Raw genomic sequence first — 26327 nt, forward strand, 5'->3', positions numbered from 1 at the left:
TTAGATGCAACTCAACAGGCCATGCTGAGTGTGCGATGGTTGATCGCTTCCTCGCCGCTCTCCACGGCGACGATGGCCGCCGCCATCAGCAAGTGCGCCAGTTCCCCTATGGTGCCCTCGCTGCGTGTGAGCAGGTAGCGAGCCATGTCCAGCGTGGCAATTGGGGAAGGCCGGCGCAGCGGGAGCGAAGCGGCGAAGCTGGCCAGCAGTGAGCAGCAATCGTCGTTGGCCTCCCATACCGGCAGCATCATCGGCTCGAAGCGATTTTCCAACTGGTCATCGGAGCGGATGGCTAGGTAGGCGTCGCGCGTGCCTACCCCAACCAACGGGATGCGCAGTTCGTTGCCGAGGAAGCGCAGCAGGTTGAGGAATTCCCGGCGGTTGACGCTGTTGCCGGCCAGCACGTTGTGCAGCTCGTCGATCACCAGCATGCGCACGCCGACCTTGCGCAGCAGTGCCAGAGCCAGTTGCTCCATTTCCGGCAACCGTGGGCGTGGGCGCAGCGGCGCGCCCATCGCGGCGAGCAGCGCGACGTAGAAGCGGATCACGGACGGCTCGGACGGCATCTGCACGACCAACACCGGGATGTGCTCCTGGTCGGCGTCGGAGCTGGCCGGGTGGGTGCGGCGGAACTTCTCGACGATCATCGACTTGCCATTGTTGGTCGGGCCAACCAGCAGCAGGTTGGGCATGCGTTGCTTGTTTGGCCACGCATAAAGGGCTTCCAGCCGGTTCAGCGCCTCGACTGCGCGCGGATAGCCGATCCAGCGGTCGGCGCGAAGGCGCTGGATGCGCTCGTCCGCCGGAAGACGGGCCAAGCCCTGGGCCGCCGGCAGCAGGTGGGACAGGTCGATGATGGGATATTCGTCCACGGCTACCACTCCTCAATCTGGTCGAACGGTTTGGCGGGTGGCAAGTTGTCTGCCTGCGGGTCGGCAATATCCGTATCCGGCGGAACGGGCTTGTCCGGCCGAGCTGATGTCTTGAGGTGCTGGCGGCGATCCGCGTCACGCCGCGCCTTGCGTGTGGCCTTCTGCGCGCTGGTCACAATCTCACGCATCTGGCCGATCATGCGGAACAGCGCCGACTCATCCACCTGTTCGCGCCCTTGCTGCCGCAGTTTCGCCAGCGCCTGCCGTTGTTCCCAGAGGGTGACAGCCGGATGCGACAAGGTACGGTAGGGAATTTCCAGGTAATGCTGTCCCTCCGGTTCCAGGACCCAGATACGGCTGATGTCGCGCGGATCGCGCCGGATCAGAAAGGACGGCCAGCGTTCACGCCGCGCAATCCACGGCTTGAGCGCATCGGCGGGCACTGTTGCAAAGTTAGCGATGAGGCAGCCTTTTGTCTTATTCAAAGGCCTTACATTTCAAAAACTCTGCTTACCAGGCGCATTTCGCCCAGGGGATCACCATAATAAAATGCTGAGGCCTGGCCTTTGCGTAGTGCACGCATCACCTCAATACCTTTGATGGTGGCGTAAGCCGTCTTCATGGATTTAAATCCCAGCGTGGCGCCGATTATCCGTTTCAGTTTGCCATGATCGCATTCAATCACGTTGTTCCGGTACTTAATCTGTCGGTGTTCAACGTCAGACGGGCACCGGCCTTCGCGTTTGAGCAGAGCAAGCGCGCGACCATAGGCGGGCGCTTTATCCGTGTTGATGAATCGCGGGATCTGCCACTTCTTCACGTTGTTGAGGATTTTACCCAGAAACCGGTATGCAGCTTTGCTGTTACGACGGGAGGAGAGATAAAAATCGACAGTGCGGCCCCGGCTGTCGACGGCCCGGTACAGATACGCCCAGCGGCCATTGACCTTCACGTAGGTTTCATCCATGTGCCACGGGCAAAGATCGGAAGGGTTACGCCAGTACCAGCGCAGCCGTTTTTCCATTTCAGGCGCATAACGCTGAACCCAGCGGTAAATCGTGGAGTGATCGACATTCACTCCGCGTTCAGCCAGCATCTCCTGCAGCTCACGGTAACTGATGCCGTATTTGCAGTACCAGCGTACGGCCCACAGAATGATGTCACGCTGAAAATGCCGGCCTTTGAATGGGTTCATGTGCAGCTCCATCAGCAAAAGGGGATGATAAGTTTATCACCACCGACTATTTGCAACAGTGCCGAATTAAATTTTCATCTTTGGCATTTTGATATTGCTGTTGTGCAAATATACGTTGCCATTCTGAAGCAGGATTGAAGAAAATTAACTTCAAGTTAAATGGGATAACGTCCATAGGGTTTACTCGCCCTTTTTTGGCAATTATGCGTCCATCTGGAGATAATATATCCTGTGGTATCACAACGCTTGGGTCTACATAGTGGGTGCTATCTTTTAGAGCTTCAGGGAATTTGTATATATCTTTATTCTTCCAGTATCGGTTATAGGCATCCTTTTTCATTTTCTCGAAATCTAGATTTTTAATACCTTCTTCAATTAAATCCAGCATATTACGTTCAATTACCTCAATAACTGGTCCTTGCACACCCATATTCCCTGTTTTGTTATCGAGATAATTAACATTGGAAATTCCATGTACCAGAGATACAAATTCTCCATCATTTTCATGAATGATAGTCGGAATTGTTCGCACACCATATTTAATAAAAATGTTCGGATCTATTGTGAAATTCACTTCTGACTTTGTATCGCGAATTAATTTATGCCAGTGATTTATTTCATCGACCAGTGAATCTTTATTTCTAACTCCCTGAACAACTAGGATTACATCATTACGACCTGATACTGACCGCATAATATCAATTACTTCAGTATCTTTAAGACTTGCCGAAATCAATATGTAAAATACATTACCTTTTTGCTGTTGGTTGAAATTTCCACTTTCATTCTGACTTTTGATCATCTCCTTCAGTATCTGAGCTTCATCAGTCGTTAGCTTGTTAATAGCCTGATTTGCCATGACGTTTTTATCTGCGATAAGCTGGCGCGTTGTTTCTCTGTGAGCTTCAGCTTGTGCCACTGCCACTGCTTTCAGTTTTTCCAAATCTGCCATGTCTGCATCAGTAGCTCGTTCGACAGTAGGAATGGATTCTGTATATGGAGTAACCATATTTAATTTACTATTTGCACTGGATGTAATGGACAGTGTTAATAGAGAAATCAATAATGTAACTTTCTTTTTTACCATATCGGATATGCTCTCCCGATCACATTTTCTATGGGGAGTACGCCCCAATACCGTGAGTCAAAACTGACCTTGGTTCGACCCATTAGCCAGATGTGACCAGCAGGAATTATCCCTTCACGTTGTAATTCCTGCTCTGTATGACCAGATTCTCTTGCTAATAGAAGTCCTTCACCCACCATCAGATCATTGACCGTGGTTTCTTCAGGATTGACCCTAACCTTGTCACCAGCTACACCGTCTATAAATTTGATCGCAATGCTACTGATGTATTCAGACCGAAAAGCAAATATTTTCCCTTTCTGAATATCTTTATCCATTTTATCAATTAGATAAATTCTGTGTTCAGGGAGGCAGGGGTAGTTTTGTGGATCAATCCCAATTGAAAAGCGATTAAGTACGTAATGGCTGGCAGGTGCGACAGTGACGACAATAACCAACATATAAAGAGATTGCCGCCCCCAACCTCGTTTTTTCCTTGAAATTCTTTTATAAAAATTCTTCAGGTGCATATCAGTTATCTTTTAGCTTTCCACTGATGTATACGCCGTCAGGAGCCGTATGAAGCGCTGATTGATTGAAAATGATGAATCCCTTATCTTTCAAAATATCAGCTCTATGCTGTATTACAGCGCGTTCTTGGGGCGACTTGATACTCCCGTCCGGATTGCTCATATTTATCACAGCAATTTGTGCCACTAGCGGTTTTGGTGGCTTTAAGTGCGAGTAAATACCCGCACCAATAAACCCGAACAAGATCGGTAATAAAACGGTTTTAATCATCGTTTCCATACCCTTGTTCTATTAAATATTGATCGATTGCATCAATGACGTCTTGTCCCTGTTTCAGACGATCCTCAATCGCCTGTACTTCAGAAGCTCTTGTTGTGTAAAGCATGTAAGAAAACTTATCAACGAGGAACCGGCAAATTCCGCCACCCATAGCACTCATAAAGTAGACTTCAGAATAGATCCCCGTTTGGCTTTTAACTGTTTTCAAAAATTCGTAACCGGCTTCGTCGAGCGGCAAACGTTCTTCCCTTCGTGCTTTATTCACCGCAGATTCGGTTTGTCCAAGCATGGCAAGAAATGCGGAATTATCAGTGATAGCAAGACCGACACGGTCCTTATACATATCATTGATAGATTGGGTAATCGTAATAGCACTGCCGTAATACTTACGGAACCGGCGGTAGCCTTTCTCAATAAATGCACCGATGTTCCCTGTCAGTAACGCCCATGCTTCATCTATGATCACAATTTTCATTTGATCACGATCACCAAGATACATATCTTGTTGAATCTGATAAATTAATTGCATCAAAATGATTTGTTTCAGGTGTTCGGATTTTTCAATACGACCCAACTCAAGTACAGTAAACGGATTATCAAAAGAGATGTTGTTTTTACCAGTAAAATATTTGCCGTATTGACCTTCTTTTGTGAAAGGATATAACTGCTCACCAATATCTTTAATGCGCTGATCAGGATCGCTTTTGCAGGAGTCTGCTACCATGTCGATAGTTGTTTCTTTACCGTGTATCCTGACTAATTTGGCAACATGATTTTTCAAACGCGATGTTTCAAAATCCCCCAACCCGTCTTGTGGTGCAGCCATGACTGACAGCAAACCAATAACTAAATCTTCTTCACCGGTTCCTTCTTCAGCATCTTCATCCTCTCCAAAATAATCCTCTATAATTTCAAAGAAATTAAGACATGGTTTAGTCGATGGATGGAAATCTACATACGAACCATCAAACATCTGACACAATTTTTTATATGAGTCGCCAGCGTCAATTACCCATACCTTCGCGCCTAGTGAGCGGTATGCAGAGATAATATAGTTAGTTAAGAATGATTTACCTGAGCCGGATGATGCAGCAATACAAACGTTGTAGTTTGTATCGCTTTGGAAAAAGTCCATTGTCTGGACCTGACCATTTCGTGATGTAAGAGTTAGAACCGGATTACCAGTACCTTGCCAATCAGAGTAAAGTGGAGAAAGAACGAGAGCTTCCTCTACCGCAAGAGTTTTAGAACGACCTAAAACTTTGTCAGCATTTGCTTCATAAAATAATGGCAGCGTTCCTAAAAATATCGGTGCAACAAAATTGACATCGGGAATCATTTTGAAAGATAGATTGTTGAGGTAACTGGTTGCCTCTTGTACTGATTGATTAAGTTGTTGCACAGAGTTGGCAAAAATTGAAACAGTAAAAGCAGCTTTATAAATTGGCTGTCCATCATCAATTTTCTGTGCCAACACATCAAATCCCGCACTCGTAGTTTTCATTGATGGAACCCATCTGGAAGATGGTCCATCAGCGTTGCGCGTAGCAACTGTACGTTTTGATGTAAATGTACTTTTAGCATTCTGCTGGTCCGGATAAACCAGTGTCATTGTGATAATGCAAGGGTTTTTAATACCAGTTGCACCGTTCATCAAATCGCCTAAAAAATACTGAGCAGAACCTTCTTGAAATCTACGAGGTAACTTTTTAGCTGAAATTGTTCTTGCAAAAGTAGTGTTTGTCTCTGCCTTACTACTCTCATCTTCCGGATTGCCAAAACCGACATAATTAGAGCGAACGAAAAACAAACTATCCAGTTCTAGTAGCTGTTCCGAAATCATTTTGTCTTCATCAACTTCAATCGGCATTCTGTCGCGCCATGTCGCATTACTGCCTTGATTTATCATTGAAGTGATAGCGGTAAGATATATTTCTCTTGTTAGTTGCTGAGGTGCGAAACCCGTCATTCTAAGTGTGGTTTCAAAGTTACCCTGCATCTCTCTAACAGTGTTTAATTCATTCAGAGAAGGAGAAAGATCATTTTTAATAGGCACTTTAACTGTAAAGTATAATTCACAGTTACGAGCCTTTGTATTTGTGCCGTTAAACGCTTTCGATGTGTGAGCCAACAGAAAACGTGAGCGTTTTAAGCTCGTCGTTTTCATAACCTGATTCTGACAATTCATGCGTAAGAAATCAGATCTATTTGCAATGTGGCTGATATTTGGAGAGGCAAATAAAGATATCTGAATAACGGTACTATTTGGGAAATACCCAGATAAAAGTGTTTTTAATTGAGAGAGCTCTTTTCCGGTTGTACCAGACAAGGGAATACATTTAAATCCAAAACCAATATAGTTATTTTCACAAATAAAAATGTTTTCATCGTCATGAATAGCTAAAACTGGACATAAAGATGAAAAACGCTTAAAGGTTTGCATTTTTTTTAAGATAGAAGCTGTTGCCATTATTTACCACTCTCCAAAAATGACTTTAACCCTTCAACTGGTTTACCAACGTTGTAAGTACCATCGTCACGAATAATGAATGGAATCATGCTCACACCAAAAACTTGTGCGGTAATTTCCCTTTTCATCAAAGCCTCACGGTCACAGTTTTCAATTTGCTCGAAACGAACACTGTTATTCCCAGTAATGATTGCCCTGTCAGCTCTGTATCTGTCTTTTGCACAATACAATTCAAAATTGCGTTGCTGGCTATTACTGTTTAAAACGCCTACGGAAAGTACATGAACAGTGTATTTCTCAGGGTCAAGATAATTTAGTTGTTGTAAAGTTTCATGGCACTGAACGCAGAACGGGTCAGTGAAAATAATGGTCTGCTTTGGACCTTTTCCCCACGTTGCAGACTGCAAATCATCCATTTTAATATTGAGGTTCTTTACAGGAATAATTGAGCCGTACTTTTGAATTTCTTCAAACGAGGTTAAATCTTTTTTCGCCCATGTATCATATAAAGTTCCCTTGATAACAAAGCGCCCATTCGAGGTAAGAAGCTGTAAACTACCATTGTTATTTAGCGCAATTATCCCATTGCTTGGTAATAGAAATTTGGGAATATCAGGCGTTTTTGTGGGATGTGCTTTTAATGCTTCTTGATTGAAAACAGTCTGAGTATTTGTTTTTTCGATATCAGCATAGTTCGCATGAGCGTGTGCGGTTGTGAATGCTAAAGCTAATGAGATTAAACTAAGGTGTATCTTATTTTTCATTTTGAATCCTGCACCATCTGCGTATTTATCTGTGGATTGTGATTTTTTCACATCTGAAAAATTTCTTTTCTTGTCTGGTAATAAAAAAAGGACTTAAAAAGTCCTTTTTAAAATTGTTGCTGACCACTAGCTATTTTCGGTTATCTGGTGTTTGTAGTGGTTTGAGAACCGCATTGTGCTTGCGATCTGGACGAGAAACACCGACTTCCCATTTACGAGGCGATATCTCCGTGTAGACATACCCTGTGATGATAAGATCTCCATCTGTGTTTTCGTATGGGTCGATTAAAACACGCATTACCATCGACTCGCTTCTAATGGGTTGTGGGTTTGCCGCAGGTTTTGGCACAGGCACATATTGTCCAGACTCCGTACCAACCCATTTACTATTTTCTGATTTGAGTATGTTATCCATATCGCTTTTGCTTACTACTTCTCCGTTGAGCTGCATTTGAGAAACAGTATCAATTTTTTCTTGATAGTTTTCACCATCAGTCAATTTGTGTACGTCACGAACACTCATACACGTTACTGAATTAGGCATACCTTTACAGCCAAACTCTGTTTCACCGACCATAAGAGATGAACAGGCGGTTAATGAAAGGGTAGTTAAAACCATCAGTGGCAATAGTAAAAATTTCATAGAGTAAGTCCGTATTTTAATTAGTTTGTCTGAATTGAAGTTGAACGCCTTTTGTGACAACAAAATCTATTGATCTGGCAGGGTCAATTTCAATTACAGGGAACAGGTCTTGTGCCATATCCATGTAAAAGTCAGCTAACCGATTGAGTGCGCTGCCTACGCCTTTCATTGCTGCACCTTGTACCTTATTGCTGTTAATTTGTTGATAAGGTGACTGTGTTGGTCCTATTCCGTCCTGTGTTAACGTGATAGACGGAATTTGCTGAACACTGAACATTTCCGAGCCAGCTTGAAGAAATCCTGCAATAAGCGCTTTCGCAAGATATTGCCCCTGTTTTGTTACTAAGCGCCCACGAATACCGATTTTCCCATCCTCTCCGACGGCATACGAATCAAAGGTTGCTTCAATAACTGCCCCATCTTCTCTGATGCAGGAGATCGTGTTACTGCGTAAGTAGGCACGTTCTGATGATAGCTCGCCATAGCCACTGCTAATAATTGCACAATCACGAATATCCGCAGTGTAGTTATTAGGTAAAATGGCTTCTCTTTTCACTCGCACTAACATTGGATAAGGGTGTTCTCTTGCCGCTTTTGCTGTGGGTGCATCCATCCCTGACAAAGCAACTGTGGAAATAATAGAGCCAGCCGGTAAGTACGTTCCTTCCAGCTCAGGGCTCACATTTGCATCCGTTTCGGATTTTGATAATGTATTATTCGCTTTGGATTCTGAGTCGTGATTATTTGTACCATCATAGGTCGTCAGCTCAGGGTATTCTTCATCTGATCCGGACGTATTTGCTTCCTGTGTTGTGTTCGGACTGTACGGTATATCATTTTCATAAACATCATTCAGATTACGACCACCTCCCACCTGATTTGATGATCTGCCGGTATTGGAGAAACTATTCGTATAATCCGGTGTGTTCATCTTCTCTTTTACTTGCTTATCAAGCTGTTCTTTTAGCTCAGTAGCAAGATCATTTTTTTGATTCTCTAATATTTTTTGTTGAGCATACAGTTGTGTAACTTCCTTTTTATACGATTCTTGTACTGATAACAGGCTATCAATTCTGTCATCAATTCGTCGCAAATCAGCGGCGATTGATTCTTGGCTAACGCCCTGCGTGTCAGCATTAGTGAGTAAATTTGTCACTGGTTTATTATTCACAGCCGATACAGCAGTTGGATAATCAGGTTCACTGGTTAAAAAATACAAAGCAGTTACCAGTAATAATCCTCCCCCACCCCATAAGACTATTTTTTTCTTTTTGGGGCTCAGGTTTTCGTATTGGTCTTTGATAGACATGCATTACTCCGCTAAACGAGGGCGAGAATTTTCAGAACGTGTTTCCTCTGCCGTATTAGATTTACGAATTACAAAATAAGCCTCAGTAGATTGCTGTGGTTCTAACGTGTTATTACTCCAAAGTGCTCTTGCCGCTAATCTTGGGTGCGTACACAGTGACTCATCAACAGTGACAGTTGTGTTACCAACGTTTTTCGCTACACCAATTATTACGCCGAAATTACTGCCGGACAGATACTGCCCTTCGCTGAAGGTGTATTTGATATTATCTTGTGGGCTATTTGTTCTGAACGCGCAATTAGGTATAGAAATGCCAGCATTATTGATCCCCATAATTTCATAGCCAGCGGGTACATCACCTAATGCAACACTCCTGAGTAATTTAGTAATGGTACGAGTGTATGAGTCACTTTTTTCCCATTTATCCGCCACGTCCTTATTACCCGAGGCTGTGGGGGTGTAATACTTACCGCTGTTATATACAGCCATGTTTCCATCATCTTTTTCTAAAAGAAGGGTTGCTTCAACAGGTGGTCTTTTTTGTGGGTGAAGGGATAATGAGATTGCTTTACTTTCATCACCTTTATTCGTGATGTACATAGCAACAGGGTTATCTTTGAATGCAGTAAAGTAAATTACATTACCCTCCTGTCTTATTTTTATTTCATTCTTTTTTATCGTTTGAACAACCGGTTCTGAAAACGGTGTAACAATTCTGTTAGGTTGTCCTAACGAGACTGGAATTAACGTGTTTTCACCTGAACGAATTGTGTATGTCATACGGGAATTAGTTTTAGCTTTTGATGAAATGACAGACGATGGCACCGGTTGAATATTTAGGTCGTCTGAAGCAATCTCTTTAATCGAGCTGGATTGATTCTCAGCACCGCCTGAAGGTTGTTGATCCTGACCATAGACAGAAATGGTTTTCGCTGAAGCGAATGAGCTCAAAGCTAGTGAAAGAAGCAAAACCTTACAATTGAACTTCGCCTGATAATTAATCATTTATTCTACTTCCTTCGATAATTTCTTTAGACTGTGAATCATCTGGTAACACACCGCCGTTTGCTTCCTGCTCATAAGTCGGCAAATATGCATCCCCATTCTTTAATTGAATATCTTCGATAACGGGCTTATAGCCACGAATATAAACTGTGACAATGTAATGAACTGTCTTAGTCGTAGTTCTCCCTGTCACACTTTTAACTTCTTGTGAACCCTCGACAAAGTAGACGCCCTTCGCTTTCGGGTCTGTTGAAATGCGAGTTGGTGTAAATGACAGTGATACACGGTCACGATTTATCTGACTGATTGCATCATCAATACTTAGCATGATCCGTTGGTAGCTATTGGGAGAAAGAAACGGCGCTAATGAGGATTTAACGAAATTTACTGATGAGGGATTAGTGTTGCCAAGTAACGTTGCGATATAACTCGCCCACGATTGCATATATGCCGTAGAACCTTCATTTTCATCAATCCAGCCAGTTGTTTGTAAGTTAGGCGGAACAATAATGATCTTTTCATTCTTTCCGTACAGAAGGAACAGTAACCCAATCGCAATGAAGCCAGTGCATAAATTAGATAGTGATAGGACTTTTGATGTTTCCTGTAATCTGGAAACTGTTTTTGTCATTTTGAAAAATTTCATCAGTAGAATTCTCTGTCAAATGAATCAGGAATAAATGTAATTTTGTTGTCACCGATGCCAAATCGCCAGTAGACCAAATGGGCTAAATATTTATCAGATGCTTTATCAAGAAAACGTCCATATATCTTGCTAAGAACAACGCCAACCGCGATCATGGTTAATAATTTTCCAGTAAAAACTCCAATACCGATCATGACCATGAATGGAAATAGCTCGTCAACGGTCCAGAAAAATAGCTTAGGTGGATCATCAACACTGTGAGATATATTTACTACCTTACTCATTTTAAATACCTTATATATCAACTAATTGACTTGTGTTAACTGTCCCATTACTGCTTTGATTTCGTTTAATGGAACTGCGCCTTGTAACGGAACCGCTTTTTCTTGATATGAAACGATAGTGCTTGGAGTTCGGTCAAAGTTAAGACCAATGGCTTCTTGTGTATCGAATAAAATTTTCGCGTTGCTGCTATTGCTGTTTACGCAGCTCTGAAACACTGTCTCATCGAGACTATAACTACTTGCTAATTGAGCAATAGGCGTGCTAAATCCGCCACTTCGTTGAGAATCGAAAATGAATTTCGCAACTTCAAAAAAACCATAATTACCCTTTTGCGCATATGCACACTCTGTCAACGTTGATAGATACAGCGAGCGTTGACCATGACCAAGTGTGTGTTTGAACACAAGAGCTACGTTACCGCCGGATGAATCAACGAAATCGAGTAATTCAGGAAACTCCTGACCGCAATACGGACACTCAAAATCAGAATAGTGAATCAATAAAAATGGTGCATTTATGTTCCCGTAAACGCGATCATTCGTTGGTGACGGTTGTTCGAGTGTACTTTTATTGCTCTCTGAGATTTGTTCAGGTGTTTTTAGAGTTGTTGGTTTATAACCAGTTGCAGCGATATACGTGCTAAAAAAGTTCGCCAAATCATCATCATTGGCTATTTTAGGTATTTCAATACTGTCAACTGCTATCTGAATTTCATTCATATCAGCATTTAAAAAGTATGTTTTCGTACCCGTAAAAGCAGTTAATGCTGCAAGAGCAACAACACTGACGTGTGTAAAAGTTATTTTTTTCATTTCTTCTGACCAAGTTCTATTAAATCGCTACGAGAAATCATTTTCCTTTGTGGCATTTGATTAGTCGCTTCGAGTTCATCTTTAGTGAGCTCAAATAACTTCAATACAAGTTCGCTTTCATCTTCAAGATAGACAGAGCTCAATGTGACTTTTGAAATATCGCTATTAAATGTTCTAAGCGTGTTAGACAAATGAAAATTGACAGCCAACGTAATGATATTGAAAACAAAAATACTCGCTAAAACTGACGTAATTAAATGACTGGATTTATTAAGCATAGGACCCCCCGACAGAGGCATAATGTACCAATCTATCGGGGTTTTTTTTGGCAGAAGGGTATTAAAACAATGATGATTGTTTTTAGATTTGCTTAGGGAGATTACTGATCATTAAAATAATGGAAGTCGGTATAACAAATAATGTCATGACTGCATTTATAACTGGTGGTACGGGCAGTGGTATCAAAATTGATACTGCAACCAAGAAAACAGTCAACCCTATGAGCTTCATACTACGTCTGTTTAAAAAGGGTGATACATATGAGAAGTCGTATTGCTTCCGCTTCCATCTGCAAACACCGGCAATGAGTGAGGGTACTAAAATGATACAAAAGAACGGCAACCAAAATGATAAAAGAGCCATACGATATACAATCATATAGTTATGGTAATTTATCATTTTCGCTAAGTTAATGAAAAATGGATAGAAAATCCCACTTATATTGTTAAACGTTTGCTCCAGCGGATCAGCTGACACTGGCAATGGTGCATAGTAATTTGTTAACGCAAAGTTGATACCGGTTTGAACAAAAAAGTCATTATATAACTCATTGGCAAATGGGAGAATCTGGCTATGAAAACCACTTTTACCAGTAATCAATTCGCCCATTTTTAACTCGCTAACCATGTTTGATTTATACCATTCAGCAGGGATAAACAATGACATGATAATGAGTAAAACTGTTACCGTAAGTAACAGTTTTTTAATTGAGCTACCGTTAGATTGTGTATCGGCTGACATTAATAACCTCTTTAGAAACTGGAAATAACGCTATTATCTAACCTTTCAGGGAATTTATACTTGTGATATTCATCTAAAGGCGAAGTGTTATTTAACTTTGAAAGAAAAATTATGGATTTTGAAATGACTATTGCTAGATTGTCCCAATCTGAAATCTTCAAATCAGTTTTTTTTCTTTGATAATATTTCTCAATTTGTTCGTTGAAGTAGTCACAGAAAATGGTTTCAAATTCAGTGTCCTTCATAGATAGAAGCATCAATATGATCTGACGGCTACAAATATTCCACTGGAGAAGAAAACGACCAAAATATATGTCGCTTGCATTGGATCTAAACTCATACTCTGGGACAATATTATCCATTTAACGTGCCTTATTAAATTCTTTGATTAGCATCTTTAACTTTAATACTTCTTTTTCGCTGGTTGGTAATTGTACAATTGGAATTTGACCTTTACATATATTCCCCGCTTTTAAAATAGCGCAAAACTCTAGATTTGGGAGGTTTCCTAATAGTTGTGGAGGAAATAACTCACTCTCAACCTCCATCAATCGCTCACCAATACTTCCGGTGATTTTTTCTGGATCTTCCCCCGAACTCGTACCATGCCCTCTTTGGATGTACTTGAAATTTGTAGTTGGTATTCTTTCTATTAAATCTTTTTGACCTTGAATATTGATAGTCCGTAATGCAATGTTATGGTTCGCATTTATACTAACTTGTTCTTTTTTCGCTTCAGAGCCAAGGGTAGCAACGTAGTCAGTGGTAGACTGTGAGGCAATGAATAACTTAAACCCTGCCCCTCTCCCTTTATTTTGAAGCCGAATAACCTGATCGTTGATAACTTCAGCAGCTTCATCAATAAGAATATTTGTATCGCGTTTCTTTTCACCGCGCGGTTTTGCATAGTTATAAATATCAGCCGCAACAGCAGTGATATCGCTTAGAAATATTGAGCCAACAGCGTTTCCTTTATCACCATCAGCAAGAGAATTAAGCCCTAAATACATCATCCCGTTTGTATTGATGATATCTTTCATATTAGTAATGACTCTTTCATCATCAATATTCTCACTGGACGGTGACAATACTTCATCTAACCCATCACTAGTTAACATGCTTAATACAGGTAGTGCCGTTAATATCATCTTTTGGAAATGTTCACGATTATGCTGAAATAGGTCAATTCCACTTTTAATGAATGTATATTCCTTAATTTTTGCAATATCATTCAGATAGATAGTGATTCTTATTCCGGCATGGTTCTCGATAGTTCCTGTCGTTCTAGTCATTGATTGATGTTCTAGTCTACGATCAAGAAGTGAGTCGTATACATCAGGAAATAGCTCATATCCTAATTTGTCGATTGCTTTAACAAGTAATTCAGCAAAATTACCCAAATTAGTACCAAGCTGTGCTTTTATATTTACAAGAGTAGGCTTTACGTTTGCGAAATTCATCAACTGCACAATAGTTGTCAACGTCATTGTCGCAAATGAAATAAATGGATCAGTTGTGTTATCAGCCTTCTGGATAACGGAAATAATACGGCTGGCTACTTCAGTTGAGTTGGAATAATTTGATATTGGTGAAATCCGGTTGGATTTATCCAAGTGTGCAATGGAAAGATAATAAAAATCATCTTCTCGTTCCATTAGTTTCATGCACTTGTACATATAATCAGCAAGTTCCTCATCATTTTTAGGGTCAATTAGAATAAGAGGTTGCCGTTTTAAAGCAGCTTGCAGAATAAGTAATTTGTAAAGAGTCGTTTTACCGGAACCCGTAGTACCAGTTAATGACGTATGTAGCGTCATTAAGTCGTCAGGTACGCTGATCCACTCATTTGAATTCCCTAATTTATGAATCCAACCGTGCCCCATGCTTTCATGATCATTAGGTAAAAACCTGTCAGCAACACCACTTTTTAAAATTTCATATGCCCGTTGTCCATGCTCATGCCGCCATGTAAAGCCTTTACCTATCAATGTCGTGTCGCGATTGTTCATCATTTCTTTGACAACATCATAGGCTGAAGTAAACGTAGGAGCCGGTCTGGTTTTTAGGTTTTTATGCAAGACTGCAATTTTAATTGCATTTGGTAATGATTTCATAGCGAAAATGCTTTGTATCGCAGCAGCAGATAGCGTAGCAGTTAGAGGCATTGATAGATATGTACCAACACCGACCGTAGCTAATACACCGGTTCCCCAACCACAAACTTCATACATCTCGTAGTTAGTACGAAATGGCATTAAATGTTTCCAATCACTCATTGTTTTTCTCGCATAAATTGAAGTCCAAAATGGCTGTTGTAGCTTTCAAACCTAACAGCCATGATTTGTTTGAATGTCGTTTGAGACACCCCCAACTTAGCAGATATTTCAATAAGTTCTGTCCGACTCAACTCTATATATTGAATCGTTTTAAATTGGTTTTCTGAAATGTCGTTTTCATTGTGAATAGAAAATATGACATCTTCAATTAATGAAGTTGCTAAGTCAGGAATGACTGGATTTAACATTTGTTCAATTTCAGAAAATCCAGTGATGATAAATACATCAATGAGTAATTCTTTTTTCAAAACAAGATAGAAATTTGATCTTAAAAGCACCAGCGCTTCATCATCTTTAGAACGCGATGCTTGAGGGCTTCTGGCTTTCCATGCCGAGGGTATTTCGAGTTTATCATCAACCAGTAAGTGATTTTGATTTATGTTACTAATTAACTGCTCTTTTGAAAGCCCTAATAGATATATTTCAAAAGCCTCTCGGATATGCAGATCGGCTGTAATATAGATATCGCTATGCATCCCCTTTTGAGTTGTAATCTCTACGGAGTCTGTGTCATCAAGTTTCACGTCTGCAAACAATGATTTCTGCTCAGATAATTGAGTAGCTACTGGTATATCAGTCAGTGATTTCATTGGTAGTGCTACTGACGGTTTACTCATGGCAATAATCCGTTCTTTTAACCCTATGTTGTGTTTATGGGTTATCTCAGGAGCAGGATTGCCTACTGGCAGTGTACTACCACCCTGTATCATGAGATCACATGCTGCTATAACCTGAACTTCAGGTACTTCAACGGCTTGTTCATTGCATACCGGCTCGATAATGGCTAGTTCTTCAAGTGTTTCCATTATGCTAGTTACATTATCAGATTCTGGATATGTATCATTTATTATTTTATCTACGATATCAATCGGTTGATGCTTATTATCTTTGTTTTCGATAGTAGGTTCAGTTTTTTCGCCTGTGATTTCTACATTAGTTCCTGTTTTTGGTTCAAAACTAACCCAACTCGTTTCGTTTTTGACATAAACAGATGCATGTGTTGGTTTTATATTCTCGCCAAATAGTAATTCGTCTGAAGCTAGTTTCACGCAGTAAAAGAACGTGTCTGGATCTTTTATAAACGACGGAGATTTGAGTAACTTTTTTGGGGCAATCTTCCAATAGAGTGAACCTCTTGGCGCTTCAATGATTACATCATGAGCTAATAGTATCTCACCTAAACTATCTGCTGATTGTGGGATAAAAATTCCAAGGTTTTTTATCTCTTTGCATAATTCTTCAGCGGCACTAGCCCAAATAATGTAGACCCCATCTGGCGTTGACCAAATCGGACTTGGAGGAACGTTTGGGGTCCAACGACCTGATGATATAAATTGGCGCATAGTATCAACCAGACGCTGAATTGTTGATACACCAGAACCGGCAGCGCGTATCGCATCACCTGATGTCAATTTGAGGTCATTTGCAACAGAGGCTCGGTCTGCGAGTAACAGAATATTAAACAACTGATTGCCATTGATTGCTTTTTTATCCGCCTGTTCCATGTTATCGCTGTTAGAAATTGCCTCTATGACTTTGAAATATAGGTTTTTACTATTTTGTTGAAGTAGTTCTATCACTTTCGCAGGAACAATTTTATCAATAAGCGAAGGTGCTATAATTCTATGATTATTATGTCTTTTCTTGTTCCACTGTAAAAAATACCTTTCTATGTCGTGTTCAACAGCCCAATGAAACAGGTTTTTTCCACTAGGTTTCCACTGATATACACCAGTCTGATCCCAAATTTCATAGTCAGACACTGGTTTACCAATGTCGTGCAGTAATGCAGTTACAGCCACTGCAAGACGCCATTTCAAAGCGTTAGCAGACCGTTCTTCAGGGGTTTCATTGCTATCAAAGTCCGTGGTCTTTGTGTGCTTAACTGCGATGTAACAGACTTCTAAACTGTGACGTAAAAGCCCTCCTTGAGCTCTGTGGTGATGTGCTTCAGAAGCCGGTAGTAATTGTATAAAATCAGCAGTATTACATAGTAGTGGCATGACCAATTCATCAAATAGCTCACCGATTTGCATTTCTCTTTTGATTTTTGTGATCATTTCCGCTTGGGTTTTAATCAGCAATTGTTTTCCGCTGATTCTTGCAGGATATCCTTCAATTTTTGGCGGATATCCAATCGGCATTTTGAATGTTTCTATTTGAGATTTAATATCATCCGGAATTTCAATCTCACCTTTTTGAAGTATGGAATGCTGTGATTCCTGCATATCTGGCGATGTTGACACATCTACTGAGAAGGGATCTTTCCCTGATTTCAGTATGGATTTTAACCAGTTTATAAACATTCGGTGAACCTGCTTCTCTAAATTTTTAAGATTATTTGATGCAACAATGTTACCTGTTTTTAAATTTGCAATTTCATAATTAGAACCGTTTTGCATTGTTATATCGGGAAAAACTGCACCTAAATAGTTCATACTCACCACGATCTTCAGTGAGGAACTTAGATGAAAAAGTCATTTATATTTTGTTGTCTGCTTGCAACATCCTTATCAGGTTGTAGTAGCGCAGATAAGCCCATATTTGGGTGTGGAAATTATGTAAAAACATCCACGATTAGCATTGAATCGGGTTATGGCAGTACAGCGAATGACGTAATTGATAAGCAAATTGCTCGAAAAGCAGTAACGGCTACTTATCCTGCTGACTATACATATCGCGAAAATTGGAAAGATACGAATAGAGGTGGCGCATCATTGCGACAGCAAGGTTACAGGCACGTAATTGCATCACCATACGAGATCTACGACCAAGGTAAAAAACATATTCCTGTGGACCGTAGCTTTCATACAGACCTGTTAATAAGTAGTTTAGCTCGCAGTAGTTCATCGAACGTTTATACCAAACCTGAATTACCATCGTTCTGTGGTGAAAATTCACGAAATTATTTTCTGAAGGAAACGCCTGAGAATAAAAAATCTCGGAATGAATATATTCGTATCAAAGAAAAATACTGTTCTGATCCAGAGTATAAATTAACTAATGAAGAATTAGTTATTTTACAAAATGGAGAGCCTGACTCTCTCAAAAACTATCGAATGAAAATCTATATTGATAACCAAAACGAACCATCACCTGCAATAAAGTAGAAAGGTATTTTTCATTATGAATAAATTATCAACGTATCAAAAATCAGTGATTGCACTTTTAACTACAATAGTTGGCGTAGGAATAACCAGTACCTATTTAACCACAAGTGAGCTAAAGCAAACTAATATACTATTGGCTTCGTCAATTACTATTCAAAATGCTACAAAAACAGAAAGTGCTGGTGTAAACCAGTCTTTAAGAAAAATTTTGTCACTGTCCGAAAATACTGAGCCGGTGCAACAGCCTGAAGCGCAACCTGAAGAACCAGATCTCAATCTTTCTCAGGTCCAGCTTGATTCCAACACACTAACTTATGGCAATGAAAATGCAAGATTTTCACTTGTAACATATATGGATTTCCAATGTCCATATTGCCAACGTTTCGCGTCTACTCCTAAAACATTAGTTGATAAAGCGAACGGTGGCTTAGTCAATTGGAAATGGAAAAACAGCCCTCTGCCATTCCACGAGCCGAATGCTACGGATTATGCCGTGAAAATGCTCTGCGCTGGCGCTCAAAACACTGACAATCACTGGAAGATCATATCAATGTGGGGGAATCATGAAATTGATTTTGCTACCGCAGATATGGTCGGAATGTTTGAGTTAGACCCTGTTGCGTATAACACATGCCTTAAAACCGATTCTGTTAAGTTAATTTTAGATAAAGACAAGGCAGAAAGTCGTGCTCTTGGTGTTTCAGGCACTCCTACAACTGTAATAGTTGATAACAAAACTGGAGAAAAACGTGTGATCGAAGGTGCTGTGCCTATGGATATGTTTGTAAACACCATCGAAGCCATGATGAAAAAATCACAATAAACCAATTCGTTTTACCAACCTTATAAAAGATAAATATTAATTAGTAAATGTAAAATCCACGTTGATAGTAGTTTGCTGTCAATTTAATACTGTAAATATAGAAGGGTTAGATATGCAATTAGTAAAAACATGTGCCATGCCGAAAATTGATACCAAAAAAGTGCTTTTCGTGGTTTTAGCAGTGTTATGTGTAGCGGCACTGGCAGTTATGTTTGCCTATGGCAAAGGAACCGAGCAATCCGGTTTCAAAGAAGTATGGATGCAAATCACTGCATATATGCAGGGCTCATTAGGTCGTGTGTTAGTGGGGCTGATTGTCGTTGTTGGTATTGCGGCGGCGGTTGTTCGTCAGTCGTTAATGACCTTTGCTGTGGCTGTTGGTGCGGCAATTGGTCTGTACTATGCTCCGGACATCATCAACGGTATCATGACTTCTTCAGTAGCTGTTACAACAGTTCTGCCAGTCTTATAATACTTTGGTTGTATTTTTTGAAAAATAAAGCCGTATTTTATACGGCTTTATTTCGTTAAGCCTATCCTAAACGCTGAATAATAATATCATTTATATGATTTTTTAATACTTCAGCCACTTCACTGATTGGTGTGGGATTGAGTTCTTCAGAAATCCCACTTGAATACAAGTCCAGTTGACACTCTCCATTTTTAAAGAGAAAGCCAGACTCATATTCTTTGTCACTGTTTAGCACTGCCGTTTGATAGCTTAAAGCACTATCAGCGATTAATAATCTATTTTTTAATACCGGATAACATATACCGAATTCTTCCATGACTGGCTGTGATTCTTTGCTTACAAAAATTTCAACGCGCCATGCTCCATACTGATATTCTTTAGGTTTATAAATTCGTACTTGGCAGTATTTTGTTTCCGCATCGTTGTCACGAACAGGGAGAGGCTGAATCCCTTTTAACTCACGAATAGCATTTATATCTTCCATGTACTCATAATAACGACCCTCAAGTTTAAATTTATTGAAGATCCTATTTTCTGCTTCCTTCACTTGTTCTTGGGTAGTACCAGCTAATTCACAGAAAAGAGCAAACCAAAGAGAACTGGCAGTAAGAACAGGGACGTTGCTATTGCCAAACATTGTCTGACGCGCTCTATGTAATATGTACTTTCCGTTATTAATCAGAACACTCTCTAGTTGACGGCTATCCTTTATCTTCAGTATTTCACACATGGCAATTTTTTTAGGTGTTGTCATAAAGTTGTCTATCGGAATACTCTTAACAGTTGTACCTAGTTCTCTTGCTAAAATTTCGTCATATGCAGCAACCAGAGAACTTGAGGCGGCATATTGGTCATATCTATTTTGAAATATTTCTTCTAATTTATTTCGAATAAAAGTAGATTTTGGTATACCGGCTGCGGCTGCGAGCTGAGTAATCACTTTATCTACTGCCGCAGAGTTGCCACGTATGGTATAGTCGATAGTGTCATTTGAAACTGACATAGTTGTTCCCCTTTTGTGGGTTTAAATACAGCCGGTTCATATAAACTTTGCGGTAGTTATGAACCGGCTTTCGCAAAATCATCAAAACAATACATAGTTGACGATTCTGTAAATCGTATACTATCACTTGGTATGATGATTCGCCAGCTTTGTTTTCTCTAATGCATGTCTAAACCGCTAACGCATTGAATATATGCAGTATTAATCCATTTTAATGTTTTGGTTCCCCTAGGATTTCATTGCCCTCCAAAGTGATTTAATTTCTATGATATTCTCCATTCCAGCTAATAGTAATGGATTAATAGATATGCCAAAAATCACTCTTTCTCAAGAACAAGAAGCCATTTTAGCCTCTGAAGAAAAGTATATTTGCTGTCAGGCTTATGCAGGTTCAGGAAAAACGTTCATATTGACTCAACTGGCAAAGCGTAATCCGGATAAACGTATTCTGTACTTAGCCTATAACAAGGGCATACAGACTGAGGCATCACAAAAATTCCCGTCAAATACCAAAGTGATCACCACTCATGCAATGGCATATCGGTATTTGAAAAACTTGAAGTTCAAAATGAAGTTTAATTTCAATGGGTTCGATGTTGCGAGGCTGCTTAATATTACCTCTGTTCAATTACAATTCCTCATAATTGAGACTCTAAATAATTATTATAGGTCCGCTGATTATTCGTTACAGATACATCACGTTCCAACAGAGAATACAGGGAATGGTAAAAAACATGCTGAAAATGTTAAGAAAAGCGCACTAGAAAATGCAAAACTCATTTTTGAATTACAAGCTGATCCTAAAAGTGACTTTCCTGCTCCCCCTGACTTTTACATAAAATATTTTCAGTTGGTCGCCCCTCCTCTACATACATGGTTCGACATCATTTTGTTTGATGAAGCTCAGGATGCCAACTTAGTAACAAAGGCATTGCTAGATAAATGTGAATGCAAACGAATCTTTGTAGGTGATACGCACCAGATGATCAACCGCTGGCGTGGGGCAAATGATGCCCTAGATGCATCTGTACGTGATGGAGCTCAGATATTGCGTCTAACCACGTCATATCGGTTTGGACGATGTGTGGCTGCTATTGCAAATGCCATACTGATGTTAAAAGGAGAGACTGTAAGCCTTAAAACGACAGGTATTATTGATAGGCTCATAAGTAAAGCTGAAGTCAAGAGTATCTTCCCTAGAACTGTGATTTCACGCACCAATCTATCTGTGTTGATCAATGCAATTGACGCTGGAAGATGCGGTAAAAAAGTGTTCTTCGTAGGTGGTATTGATAGGTATGCTTTAGACGATATTGCTGATTTTTACTATCTGTATATCGGCAATACTAAAATGATTAAGAGAAAAGCATTTTTATACGACTATCCAAATTGGGATCGGGTTGTAAGTGTTGCAGAGAACTCAGGCGACAATACGTTGAAAAGGACGATACACCTAATTGAAAATGAGCCTGATATTCTAGAGCTGGTAGATAAAATTAAAGAAGCAGCAGTTAATAATTACAATGATGCTGATTTAACGCTTGTAACTGCACATTCATCGAAAGGACTTGAATGGGAATATATTGAGATTGATGATGATTATGTTTCATTAGTTGAATATATTGAGAAAACACCAAAACAAAAACAGAATCTAATATTTATTAATGATGAATTAAATTTGTTATACGTTGCAGTAACAAGAGCCACGAAAGCCTTGTCTATATCAATGGTAATCATGGAAATAATTTTGTTAATTAAAAAAAGAAAAAATAAAAACATTCCGATACCTATAGTCACTCCAATAGAGTTATTTTTATTTATTAATCAGAGGTGTGTTATTTGAAAAAATATATAAATGCCGATAATAACCATTATTTTTTAGTCTAAAAATAGTTGTATCGGCAAGGTTAGCTTTTCAAGTTAATGAAGGTATAGTAATTATTCGGTAATTCTATTCTCACCAACTTTAAAATCCGGATTTGCTTCAAAAGAGAAACGCCACAGCCCAAGAACGCTTCCTTTATAATCTACAGGGATTTTGACTGAAAAAACGTCAGGTTCTGCTCCAGAGGTAATAGCTGTTACTTCCTGCTCATAGACGGTATGTTCATTAAATGCTTCAGTTATCATAGAACTTAGATTACCAAGTATTGAAAATCCATTTTTTTCAAAGCCCTCCATAGATTGGGGGACAAATGAATAACGAACACTCTGTAACGTATTACTCTGAGTCATTACTGCTTCTGGTTCACCACACTCCCACTGACCGAATCTCATAAGATAGAAAGCTATATTTTTTTCATTGTGATCAATAATTTCTTCTCCATCACAATACATTTTCACATCACCACAGACAAAATGCGCATAATTGTCATCATTGATAGAAATCTCTTGTGTATTATCTGCTACTAGTTCGATGATAAGTGGAGGCTTTGTTGCAATCATTACATCACCAAGCATTGCCATTTCACTGTTTCCTAAAGAATGCAAAGCACATGTTTCATATTTCGTTTTGCGCTCAATAAATGAAGTTACCGGTAGTAAAGTCCACATTCTTAGACAACGGTAGTATATTGCAAAAAAGAGAGGTATCTGGTTTATTTCACTGTATCGCTGAAGTTTTTCAACATAATTCTTTGTAAGAAAATATGATGCTTTCGGGTTAGAATGATTACAATTTTTCACTTCAACAAATACTTGTCTCCCATCTTTCAAAATGAGTCTGTAATCTGGTAACTTAATTTCGTCATCATCATAAATTACGTCACCTATATCTTCAGTTTTAATCAAACGACAACCATGCAGACCAGCGACTACTTGACCAAAACAAGATTCCATACGCTTGCCGTGAAGCAAAATTGTATTTTCCTGAGATACTTTGAGAGTATCACGAAAAACTTGCAGGAATTTTTCGGTATCTTCTTGTGATCTAAGTTTATAACCATGTTCACGGCTGAATGCTGTAAATACCTCTAGTGCTTCAAATTTTTCAGGGTTTCGTTCTAGGCGTTTCATAGTTTCTCACTGATGGTAAAACAGACAAAATACGATAAACATTAATTATCAGTTTATGTAGCTAAAAGCATTTCTAAATGATGTTTCACCAGAAATTTGAACATGACTCTATCATAACCGAGATATTGCTCGACTGATAAATTAGCAATGAATGCAGCTTCAGTCATTGTTATACCATTTGGATTCTGATCTAAACCTAAAATTCGCCTCATAGCCTCTGATTCTGCACCTCTCATGAGTGTAAACACTTCATCAGAGCAACGATGTTCTGGAAGTAATTCCTTTGTAATTTTCAAGGGATTTACGCCAGCATGATAATTTGCTGTTTTGTCTCTCTCGATTAGGTTAATTCCTTGGTTTCCCTCGCGAAAATCAATTAAAGGGTCTATGACGGTATGAGCCTTTGTCTCGATCCATGAGTATTGCAAAATGCTGTTTGTGTAAGCTAAATCTGTCTCCGGAGTTTGGACCAGTTCTTGCTTATAGATACCAATCACAGCCTCGCCCTCAATGTATCCCTTTTTTAATAATTGTCGGCATAATAGATATGAATATGGGTACATCTGAATATCGTCAGCTATTGTTCTCAGACTCGTGTATTTTTCCATTTTGAATCCAAAAAAGCCCCAAAAAGGGGCTGTAAGGTAGTTTTGGGAGAGTTAACGATCACTTACTGGTTGTGTTTGCGCTTACTTTTTCATAATGAATAGAATCAGTTCTTTCATCAGGGCTTTTCGCACTAAGTAATATAAATGTATAATTTTGTTTACCATGAGTGATGAATAAGTCTGTGCCGCCCCACACTTCAGAACTTGGCTTTTTAGATAAGAGCAAAATGTTATTTGGTAATAATTTGATATCGAAATGATCGTCATGGTCTGAGCCATTGATGAAGTAATTGAGCTCTTTAACGGCTTCAGATTGTGCAGGTAGGAAAATTTTCACTGCAAAATTACGGTAGAGATAGACTTTAGTTTGTGAATTTGGCGCGTATGGGATCGTTAATTGCCTCCCAACGTAGTCAAGATTTTGGTCATTTTCAGTGCGTTTATTTCTTTCTTCCAATGCTGCATCAAATACGTTTTTAAAGTCTTGTTGCTGTGTTGGAGCCTGATTGCTGTAATACCCATCACTGAGCTCCTGAGCTGCCGGTGCAGGTGGTTGACCAGTAAAGTTGGTACTTAATGCCTGAGTGTGTTCCACTACTGAAGTAGCTGCTTCGCTAACATGCTCAAGCATGTCATTAATGCTTTGTTCGCTATCAGATGGATTCTGTTTTTCTGTATCGCCAGAATGTTCCTCTACTGCTTCTGAAAGCGTTTTAGCTACGTCACCTGTAACAGTGTCGGATTTAGCTTCAGATGTCGGAGAATCGGTTTTAGCTACGTTCTCGGCACTGTTCGATTCTGGTTCTGCCTCTTTTGGATTGTTAAAAACAGGAATAGAGGTTTCAACGTCACTATAATAATTAACATCAATTTCTGTCGCGTCTGTTGCTGGTTTTAGTAAAACAAATGCTGCTATTGCACCCGCTGAAACTGCAACTGCAATCATGGATTTTTTATTCAGAAGAAAACCAAGTCCTTTTTTACTTTCATTTTTTTTAGTATTGGAAGAAACATCCATCATTTTGAGCCTCAATAATCTGTGTTACGTGTATCTGCTATATGTTATAGAATTACACCCTACGAATAGGGCGCAATGGTTCTAAAAGCGGATTACTTTCTTAACAGCAATAATTTATCGGCTATCATTTTTCCATCCATGAGTGTCAGACGGTCGGATGTTCTGTGACTGTATAGAACTGCATCGTTAGAAAACTTACCTGATGTGACTAGAAATACATGCTTAAATTCGGGTTCTGCTTCTAGTACACCAACCATTTCACGGGCGATAGCAACACCTACATTGTCAGATTTCCAGTGTTTGCATTGAGCGAAAACTTTAATTCCATCACGTTCCATAATGATATCTTTCCCACCATCTGGACCATAATTAGTGACAGTAGCTCTGTACCCAAGGCTGTTGAATAACTCTCTTATAAATTCCTCAAATTCTCGCCATGATAATTCTCGGATAAATTGCAATGCATCTTCATGATAGGTGGCATTAAAAAGTACCTTTTTAAACATAGTTTGTTGTTTATAACGAAAATACACACTTGCTGAATAAGCCACGAGCAGGAATGCAACGCAAGAGCGTAATATATGGAATGTATAATATGTACAAACTGGGATATTCCTCAGAGAGAATAATTTATTCGCACTGCTTTGCCCGAAAACATCTGCATATGCTGTTTTTATATCTCCCCATATCAGTTGTATGATTTTCGTTGTTATCACATGGTCATAACGAAGAAAAAATACAGTTATTGTGGTAACAGCAATTATCACTAATGCAACTTGAGGGTTTAATAGAGGGGCATTTCTTTTGATTCCCACTGAAGCCCATTCAGGTTTCTTTTTCTTGTGTAACCGCAATATTTTGCTGCTAGGTGACAATATATAAACAGCAAATAAAGGTATTACTAAAGTTAAAACTCTCGCAATAGAATCAAATCTAAGAAATACCAGAGTGGTCATATAGAATATAAAAGCAATATTCATATTAGTTACATAGGGATTTCGTTTCTTAAATCTACGCTTTCTTCTCATTACAACATTCCAATTTA

Annotated in this window: 27 protein-coding genes and 1 pseudogene; 4 read left to right on the forward strand and 24 right to left on the reverse strand. The window is 39.7% G+C overall.

What is annotated here, in order from left to right; genetic code table 11:
* Positions 1 to 11: 11 nt before the first annotated feature.
* The 19 genes and pseudogenes from M1E93_RS20530 to mobH all read right to left on the reverse strand — a co-directional run bounded on the left by M1E93_RS20530 (position 12) and on the right by mobH (position 17671).
* Positions 12 to 872 (reverse strand): TniB family NTP-binding protein, encoded by an 861-nt coding sequence (locus M1E93_RS20530; protein ID WP_000344784.1) that lies wholly within the window; start codon positions 870 to 872, stop codon positions 12 to 14.
* A 2-nt stretch (positions 873 to 874) separates the two neighbouring features.
* A pseudogene (locus tag M1E93_RS20535) lies at positions 875 to 1309 on the reverse strand (Mu transposase C-terminal domain-containing protein); the annotation flags it as partial.
* A gap of 53 nt (positions 1310 to 1362) precedes the next feature.
* Entirely contained in the window at positions 1363 to 2067 is a 705-nt protein-coding gene (locus M1E93_RS20540; RefSeq protein ID WP_001067855.1) for an IS6-like element IS26 family transposase, read from the reverse strand.
* Between the two features lie 46 nt (positions 2068 to 2113).
* Positions 2114 to 3154: a TrbC family F-type conjugative pilus assembly protein gene (locus M1E93_RS20545; RefSeq protein WP_426207303.1), complete on the reverse strand. Its 1041-nt coding sequence runs from the start codon at positions 3152 to 3154 to the stop codon at positions 2114 to 2116.
* Positions 3148 to 3663: a signal peptidase I gene (gene lepB / locus M1E93_RS20550; protein ID WP_159287637.1), complete on the reverse strand. Its 516-nt coding sequence runs from the start codon at positions 3661 to 3663 to the stop codon at positions 3148 to 3150. The genes M1E93_RS20545 and lepB overlap by 7 nt, the downstream gene beginning before the upstream one ends.
* A 1-nt stretch (position 3664) precedes the next feature.
* The gene (locus tag M1E93_RS20555) at positions 3665 to 3943 is read right to left on the reverse strand and encodes a hypothetical protein (RefSeq protein ID WP_141240700.1); all 279 of its coding nucleotides are present in this window, start codon (positions 3941 to 3943) and stop codon (positions 3665 to 3667) included.
* Positions 3927 to 6413 carry a type IV secretion system protein TraC gene (gene traC, locus M1E93_RS20560; protein ID WP_159287638.1) on the reverse strand — a complete coding sequence of 829 codons (2487 nt, stop codon included), beginning with the start codon at positions 6411 to 6413 and terminating at the stop codon, positions 3927 to 3929. Before traC ends, M1E93_RS20555 begins: the two co-directional genes overlap by 17 nt.
* Positions 6413 to 7228, reverse strand: coding sequence for a DsbC family protein (locus tag M1E93_RS20565; RefSeq protein ID WP_235909101.1), 816 nt, complete (start codon positions 7226 to 7228; stop codon positions 6413 to 6415). Before M1E93_RS20565 ends, traC begins: the two co-directional genes overlap by 1 nt.
* A 79-nt stretch (positions 7229 to 7307) precedes the next feature.
* Complete coding sequence (traV, locus tag M1E93_RS20570; protein WP_023159932.1) at positions 7308 to 7820, reverse strand: type IV conjugative transfer system lipoprotein TraV; 513 nt, start codon at positions 7818 to 7820, stop codon at positions 7308 to 7310.
* Between the two features lie 16 nt (positions 7821 to 7836).
* Positions 7837 to 9129 (reverse strand): TraB/VirB10 family protein, encoded by a 1293-nt coding sequence (locus tag M1E93_RS20575; RefSeq protein WP_172688775.1) that lies wholly within the window; start codon positions 9127 to 9129, stop codon positions 7837 to 7839.
* 3 nt (positions 9130 to 9132) lie between these two features.
* Positions 9133 to 10134, reverse strand: coding sequence for a TraK domain-containing protein (locus M1E93_RS20580; protein WP_023159934.1), 1002 nt, complete (start codon positions 10132 to 10134; stop codon positions 9133 to 9135).
* Entirely contained in the window at positions 10127 to 10780 is a 654-nt protein-coding gene (locus M1E93_RS20585; RefSeq protein ID WP_159287639.1) for a TraE/TraK family type IV conjugative transfer system protein, read from the reverse strand. Before M1E93_RS20585 ends, M1E93_RS20580 begins: the two co-directional genes overlap by 8 nt.
* Positions 10780 to 11064 (reverse strand): type IV conjugative transfer system protein TraL, encoded by a 285-nt coding sequence (gene traL / locus M1E93_RS20590; protein WP_023159936.1) that lies wholly within the window; start codon positions 11062 to 11064, stop codon positions 10780 to 10782. Before traL ends, M1E93_RS20585 begins: the two co-directional genes overlap by 1 nt.
* 21 nt (positions 11065 to 11085) lie before the next feature.
* Positions 11086 to 11877, reverse strand: a complete 792-nt coding sequence (locus M1E93_RS20595) for a DsbA family protein (protein ID WP_023159937.1) — start codon at positions 11875 to 11877, stop codon at positions 11086 to 11088.
* The gene (locus tag M1E93_RS20600) at positions 11874 to 12155 is read right to left on the reverse strand and encodes a hypothetical protein (RefSeq protein ID WP_072070772.1); all 282 of its coding nucleotides are present in this window, start codon (positions 12153 to 12155) and stop codon (positions 11874 to 11876) included. Before M1E93_RS20600 ends, M1E93_RS20595 begins: the two co-directional genes overlap by 4 nt.
* An 82-nt stretch (positions 12156 to 12237) precedes the next feature.
* Positions 12238 to 12897, reverse strand: coding sequence for a DUF4400 domain-containing protein (locus M1E93_RS20605; protein WP_286452077.1), 660 nt, complete (start codon positions 12895 to 12897; stop codon positions 12238 to 12240).
* Between the two features lie 11 nt (positions 12898 to 12908).
* Positions 12909 to 13259 (reverse strand): hypothetical protein, encoded by a 351-nt coding sequence (locus tag M1E93_RS20610; protein WP_099660708.1) that lies wholly within the window; start codon positions 13257 to 13259, stop codon positions 12909 to 12911.
* Entirely contained in the window at positions 13260 to 15173 is a 1914-nt protein-coding gene (traD, locus tag M1E93_RS20615; protein ID WP_023159939.1) for a conjugative transfer system coupling protein TraD, read from the reverse strand.
* A complete protein-coding gene (mobH, locus tag M1E93_RS20620) occupies positions 15170 to 17671 on the reverse strand; it encodes a MobH family relaxase (protein ID WP_426207304.1) in 2502 nt (833 codons plus the stop codon). The genes traD and mobH overlap by 4 nt, the downstream gene beginning before the upstream one ends.
* A 30-nt stretch (positions 17672 to 17701) precedes the next feature.
* On the opposite strand from mobH, the gene M1E93_RS20625 reads away from it, so the two are divergent.
* From M1E93_RS20625 to traA, 3 genes are all read left to right on the forward strand, one after another.
* Positions 17702 to 18343 (forward strand): hypothetical protein, encoded by a 642-nt coding sequence (locus M1E93_RS20625; protein ID WP_159287641.1) that lies wholly within the window; start codon positions 17702 to 17704, stop codon positions 18341 to 18343.
* Positions 18344 to 18359: 16 nt separating this feature from the next.
* Complete coding sequence (locus M1E93_RS20630; protein WP_159287642.1) at positions 18360 to 19166, forward strand: DsbA family protein; 807 nt, start codon at positions 18360 to 18362, stop codon at positions 19164 to 19166.
* 169 nt (positions 19167 to 19335) lie between these two features.
* A complete protein-coding gene (gene traA, locus M1E93_RS20635) occupies positions 19336 to 19638 on the forward strand; it encodes a TraA family conjugative transfer protein (protein WP_245220354.1) in 303 nt (100 codons plus the stop codon).
* 61 nt (positions 19639 to 19699) lie between these two features.
* Here the strand turns inward: traA and M1E93_RS20640 are convergent, their stop codons facing one another.
* On the reverse strand, positions 19700 to 20641 hold the full coding sequence (locus M1E93_RS20640; protein ID WP_023159946.1) for a hypothetical protein: 942 nt from the start codon (positions 20639 to 20641) through the stop codon (positions 19700 to 19702).
* 307 nt (positions 20642 to 20948) lie between these two features.
* Between M1E93_RS20640 and M1E93_RS20645 the strand changes: the two genes are divergently transcribed.
* On the forward strand, positions 20949 to 22484 hold the full coding sequence (locus M1E93_RS20645) for a UvrD-helicase domain-containing protein (RefSeq protein WP_159287654.1): 1536 nt from the start codon (positions 20949 to 20951) through the stop codon (positions 22482 to 22484).
* Between the two features lie 95 nt (positions 22485 to 22579).
* Here the strand turns inward: M1E93_RS20645 and M1E93_RS20650 are convergent, their stop codons facing one another.
* From M1E93_RS20650 to M1E93_RS20665, 4 genes are all read right to left on the reverse strand, one after another.
* Positions 22580 to 23656 (reverse strand): hypothetical protein, encoded by a 1077-nt coding sequence (locus M1E93_RS20650; protein WP_023159948.1) that lies wholly within the window; start codon positions 23654 to 23656, stop codon positions 22580 to 22582.
* Between the two features lie 53 nt (positions 23657 to 23709).
* The gene (locus M1E93_RS20655) at positions 23710 to 24264 is read right to left on the reverse strand and encodes a hypothetical protein (protein WP_023159949.1); all 555 of its coding nucleotides are present in this window, start codon (positions 24262 to 24264) and stop codon (positions 23710 to 23712) included.
* Positions 24265 to 24322: 58 nt separating this feature from the next.
* Entirely contained in the window at positions 24323 to 25285 is a 963-nt protein-coding gene (locus M1E93_RS20660) for a hypothetical protein (RefSeq protein ID WP_159287655.1), read from the reverse strand.
* Positions 25286 to 25374: 89 nt separating this feature from the next.
* Positions 25375 to 26310, reverse strand: a complete 936-nt coding sequence (locus M1E93_RS20665; protein ID WP_159287656.1) for a restriction endonuclease — start codon at positions 26308 to 26310, stop codon at positions 25375 to 25377.
* Between the last annotated feature and the right edge of the window lie 17 nt (positions 26311 to 26327).

Source organism: Providencia sp. PROV272 (assembly GCF_049901975.1).
In the GTDB taxonomy this organism is placed as follows: domain Bacteria; phylum Pseudomonadota; class Gammaproteobacteria; order Enterobacterales; family Enterobacteriaceae; genus Providencia; species Providencia stuartii.

Coding starts and splice junctions, on each gene's coding strand:
- M1E93_RS20540 (WP_001067855.1), bottom strand. CDS start 2,067: ATGAACCCATTCAAAGGCCGGCATTTTCAGCGTGACATCATTCTGTGG.
- M1E93_RS20545 (WP_426207303.1), bottom strand. CDS start 3,154: ATGGTAAAAAAGAAAGTTACATTATTGATTTCTCTATTAACACTGTCC.
- lepB (WP_159287637.1), bottom strand. CDS start 3,663: ATGCACCTGAAGAATTTTTATAAAAGAATTTCAAGGAAAAAACGAGGT.
- M1E93_RS20555 (WP_141240700.1), bottom strand. CDS start 3,943: ATGGAAACGATGATTAAAACCGTTTTATTACCGATCTTGTTCGGGTTT.
- traC (WP_159287638.1), bottom strand. CDS start 6,413: ATGGCAACAGCTTCTATCTTAAAAAAAATGCAAACCTTTAAGCGTTTT.
- traV (WP_023159932.1), bottom strand. CDS start 7,820: ATGAAATTTTTACTATTGCCACTGATGGTTTTAACTACCCTTTCATTA.
- M1E93_RS20575 (WP_172688775.1), bottom strand. CDS start 9,129: ATGTCTATCAAAGACCAATACGAAAACCTGAGCCCCAAAAAGAAAAAA.
- M1E93_RS20580 (WP_023159934.1), bottom strand. CDS start 10,134: ATGATTAATTATCAGGCGAAGTTCAATTGTAAGGTTTTGCTTCTTTCA.
- M1E93_RS20585 (WP_159287639.1), bottom strand. CDS start 10,780: ATGAAATTTTTCAAAATGACAAAAACAGTTTCCAGATTACAGGAAACA.
- traL (WP_023159936.1), bottom strand. CDS start 11,064: ATGAGTAAGGTAGTAAATATATCTCACAGTGTTGATGATCCACCTAAG.
- M1E93_RS20595 (WP_023159937.1), bottom strand. CDS start 11,877: ATGAAAAAAATAACTTTTACACACGTCAGTGTTGTTGCTCTTGCAGCA.
- M1E93_RS20600 (WP_072070772.1), bottom strand. CDS start 12,155: ATGCTTAATAAATCCAGTCATTTAATTACGTCAGTTTTAGCGAGTATT.
- M1E93_RS20605 (WP_286452077.1), bottom strand. CDS start 12,897: ATGTCAGCCGATACACAATCTAACGGTAGCTCAATTAAAAAACTGTTA.
- M1E93_RS20610 (WP_099660708.1), bottom strand. CDS start 13,259: ATGGATAATATTGTCCCAGAGTATGAGTTTAGATCCAATGCAAGCGAC.
- traD (WP_023159939.1), bottom strand. CDS start 15,173: ATGAGTGATTGGAAACATTTAATGCCATTTCGTACTAACTACGAGATG.
- mobH (WP_426207304.1), bottom strand. CDS start 17,671: ATGAACTATTTAGGTGCAGTTTTTCCCGATATAACAATGCAAAACGGT.
- M1E93_RS20625 (WP_159287641.1), top strand. CDS start 17,702: ATGAAAAAGTCATTTATATTTTGTTGTCTGCTTGCAACATCCTTATCA.
- M1E93_RS20630 (WP_159287642.1), top strand. CDS start 18,360: ATGAATAAATTATCAACGTATCAAAAATCAGTGATTGCACTTTTAACT.
- M1E93_RS20640 (WP_023159946.1), bottom strand. CDS start 20,641: ATGTCAGTTTCAAATGACACTATCGACTATACCATACGTGGCAACTCT.
- M1E93_RS20645 (WP_159287654.1), top strand. CDS start 20,949: ATGCCAAAAATCACTCTTTCTCAAGAACAAGAAGCCATTTTAGCCTCT.
- M1E93_RS20650 (WP_023159948.1), bottom strand. CDS start 23,656: ATGAAACGCCTAGAACGAAACCCTGAAAAATTTGAAGCACTAGAGGTA.
- M1E93_RS20655 (WP_023159949.1), bottom strand. CDS start 24,264: ATGGAAAAATACACGAGTCTGAGAACAATAGCTGACGATATTCAGATG.
- M1E93_RS20660 (WP_159287655.1), bottom strand. CDS start 25,285: ATGATGGATGTTTCTTCCAATACTAAAAAAAATGAAAGTAAAAAAGGA.
- M1E93_RS20665 (WP_159287656.1), bottom strand. CDS start 26,310: ATGAGAAGAAAGCGTAGATTTAAGAAACGAAATCCCTATGTAACTAAT.